Source organism: Stenotrophomonas sp. SrG (assembly GCF_050031795.1).
Taxonomy (GTDB): Bacteria; Pseudomonadota; Gammaproteobacteria; order Xanthomonadales; family Xanthomonadaceae; genus Stenotrophomonas; species Stenotrophomonas rhizophila_A.
On sequence record NZ_JBNBBE010001518.1, the window covers coordinates 1 to 233 of the forward strand.

General features: G+C 57.5%; 2 pseudogenes. Both read right to left on the reverse strand.

The annotated features are described in order from the left end of the window. A pseudogene (locus tag ACQG3P_RS24455) lies at nt 1–115 on the reverse strand (50S ribosomal protein L5); the annotation flags it as partial. Nucleotides 116–126: 11 nt separating this feature from the next. Next, a pseudogene (rplX, locus tag ACQG3P_RS24460) lies at nt 127–233 on the reverse strand (50S ribosomal protein L24); the annotation flags it as partial.

Below are 233 nucleotides of genomic sequence, written 5' to 3' on the forward strand. Positions count from 1 at the left end.
TGTTCAGGGTGACCTTGACCAGGCGGGGAACCTGCATCGGATTTGTGTAGCCGAACTGCTTCATCAGCGCCGGCACCACTTCTTCATGGTAGAACTTTTCGAGACGGGAACTCATCTTCTCATTCCTCAGGCGTCAAGCTCCTCACCGCTGGAGCGGAACACACGCAGTTTGCGTCCTTCCTCCAGCACCTTGTAGCCAACGCGCTCGCCCTTGCCCGAAGCCGTGTTGAGCA